The sequence below is a fragment of the Streptomyces sp. NPDC051133 genome, from assembly GCF_040682635.1.
Lineage (GTDB): Bacteria > Actinomycetota > Actinomycetes > Streptomycetales > Streptomycetaceae > Streptomyces.
In genome coordinates this window covers 1-2565 of sequence record NZ_JBFBBK010000174.1, presented here as the reverse complement: position 1 = coordinate 2565, position 2565 = coordinate 1, and the positions used below count along the sequence as shown (strand labels likewise).

The window sequence follows — 2565 nt, the reverse complement described above, 5'->3', positions numbered from 1 at the left end:
GCCTTGAAGTACAGGCCGTACAGGGTGCCGTCGACGCTGCCGTACTTCTTCCACACGGACGCGTAGTCACCGGTGATGGTCGCTGCGGGTGTGCCCTGAGGGTGCACCAGTCTGACCGAGGCCGGCATGCCTCGGCGCCAGCGCAGAACTCAAGGTCTGCTCGCGGAGCTGTTGGCGATCATGGATCGCATAGCTCAGCCCCTACGACTGCAACAGCCGCGAGACTTCAGGGCGGATCTGCTCTGCCAGATATTCATGTCCAGCGTCCGTGGGGTGGACGCCGTCGCTGCCGATGAGCTGGTGCGCGGATCCCCTGAACCATCCACGCTGCACCGCTGACACATAGGGCAGTCCCAGTTTCATCGCCGCGGCTCCGACCGCCTCATCGACCGGCGTCGAGCCGATTGGCTGCGCGAATGAATAGATCGGCCCGATGACGAGGATGCGCGCGTGCGGCAACCTTGCGCGAATCTGGCGGAGGGTTTCTACAGCAGCGGTCTGGGTCTGTGATCGGCTGACGTCGTTTGCGGATCCCTCGATGACCACCAAGTCGGGCTCCGCCGCCACGACATCATTGACCCGCTGAGTGTATGGCCGTCGGCCCGGTTGTGGTCCGGCCGTGGTGTAGCCTGTGCCGCCTTCCCCGTCGAGAGTTAGCGTCAGCCCCAGCCGAGCGGCGACCAGCGCGGGCCAGCCGTGCGGGCCATAGCCGCCTTCGTCGCTGCCACGGGCAATGCTGTCGCCCAGGATGAACAGACGTAGTCGTGCGGTGGTGGCGTCGGCCGGAGTGTTGCCGCCCGTGATCACTAGGCAACACAGCAGGCTCAATAGCACCAGTGCACGCCGTCGCAGCCGTGCTGGACTACCCGGGCGCCATGATCGATTCACACGCTGAGACTTCGCAGGTATACCCATGGTGCGGAAGCTAATGGATTGGACAGAACGTCACCAATAGGGCTAAGCCAGAGGGGGGATTCCGATGCACCCGGGCTCCGCGATACGTCGTCTGTTCGTGCCCGGCGCCGTCGCGTGGACTCTCGGAAAGCCCAGTGCTACAGAGTACGCCTGCAGTGCCTGCGCCGCAGCGACAGCACAGGCCACCGTCCTACCCGACGCCGCCCTCGCCCATACACCTCTGCAGCCGACAACCACTCGGCGGCACAGGCATCCCAAGGGGCCGGGTGAGAGGATCCGGGCCCGCGAAATGCTCAGCTACCTCGCCGCTGTGCTCCCGGCGGGCACCTCGGCCGTAGCCGGTCATGGTTACTGACAGTGAGAACGCGACTGGTGGTTCTGCTGGTGGGCAACTCCCACTGCTCGTCGGTAAGTTGCCTGCGCGTCACACCCGTCTTACTACCGGATCCGACCCTCCATGCGGATCGGATCGGCAAGATTGATCACGACATCACACAGGCCCTAGTCCGATCCGGGGTTCATGCGGCTGTAATAGATGTGCTGCTCTTTTTACGCTCTGCTGCTTGGCGTGAGCGATCATCGAGAGACATGATTGTGGCTCCCCGTAGCGCCCACCATGTGCCGACACCGGGAAATGGTGGACGCGAAGAAGCGTCCGTGAAGTCGCCACTCAGCAGGGCCTACCAGGCTTGGTGACGCACGTCGAGAGTGCCTGCCCGGCCCGGATGGGAACTCCCGGCCGGCCGGTGCAACGGCGACGACCGGCACACACATCTACCGGTATTGGACGGAGAAGGCCCCCCCTTCCATGCGTTGCAGAGTCCTGTTCTTGTTGTCCGCACATTCACATATGACCGGACTCCGTACAGGTTCAGATCGCAGCGTTGTGGTGTCGCCGTTTTCGCAGGTAAACGACGGGGCGTTCTAAACCCCTGCTTCGTTAGTCAGTCACATATGCGCAGCAGTAGGCCGATTACCCGGAGGAAATTTGTCCCTCGAGAACAGCGACGCCATGCCTCATGCCGCACTCGCTCCGATGCACTGTATGCGCGTCAGTGAACCGCTCGGGCCGCCTTTCCTCACCGAGCTGCGGACAGGGACCCCGGTGTGGGTGGTCCAGCGCCATGCGGACGTGCGTCAGGTGCTCACCGATCCGCGGCTCAACCGGGCCCACCTCTTCGCCGCCGATGCTCCCGCGCTCACCCCCTACCCGAACCTGCTCGACAGCCCTGACATCCTCATCAACCTGGACGGCCTCGAGCACCGGCGGCTGCGCCGTACCGTGAGCCGAGCCTTTACCCCCCGGGCCATCGCCCGCTGGCATCCCTGGGTTTCCTCGGTGGTCGACGATCTGATCGACCAACTCGGCGAGGAGCACCGCCCGGTGGACCTCATCGCCGGTTTCGTCCGCTCGCTGCCGGTGGCGGTGTTCGGCCGGCTGATGGGTCTCGACGGTCTCGACCGCAAGCGGCTGGCCTACTGGACCGATCATGCCTTCGCCACCACCGCCTTTCCCTCCGACCAGGTCCAGCAGGCGATGGCGGACTTCGTCGCCTTCGGTGCAGGCCTGGTGGGCCGACAGCGAGGGCGCCGGCTCCGGCACCAGGTCGTCACGGTGGACCACGGTGGATCAGCCTCCTGATGGGTTAC

The 2565-nt window shown here is 64.7% G+C and carries 2 protein-coding genes; one reads left to right on the top strand and one right to left on the bottom strand.

Going from position 1 to position 2565, the window contains the following annotated elements; all coding sequences use genetic code 11:
• Window positions 1-201 precede the first annotated feature (201 nt).
• The gene (locus AB0N17_RS46005) at window positions 202-807 is read right to left on the bottom strand and encodes an SGNH/GDSL hydrolase family protein (protein WP_366017635.1); all 606 of its coding nucleotides are present in this window, start codon (window positions 805-807) and stop codon (window positions 202-204) included.
• Between the two features lie 1153 nt (window positions 808-1960).
• Between AB0N17_RS46005 and AB0N17_RS46000 the strand changes: the two genes are divergently transcribed.
• Entirely contained in the window at window positions 1961-2557 is a 597-nt protein-coding gene (locus AB0N17_RS46000; RefSeq protein WP_366017634.1) for a hypothetical protein, read from the top strand.
• Window positions 2558-2565: the final 8 nt, after the last annotated feature.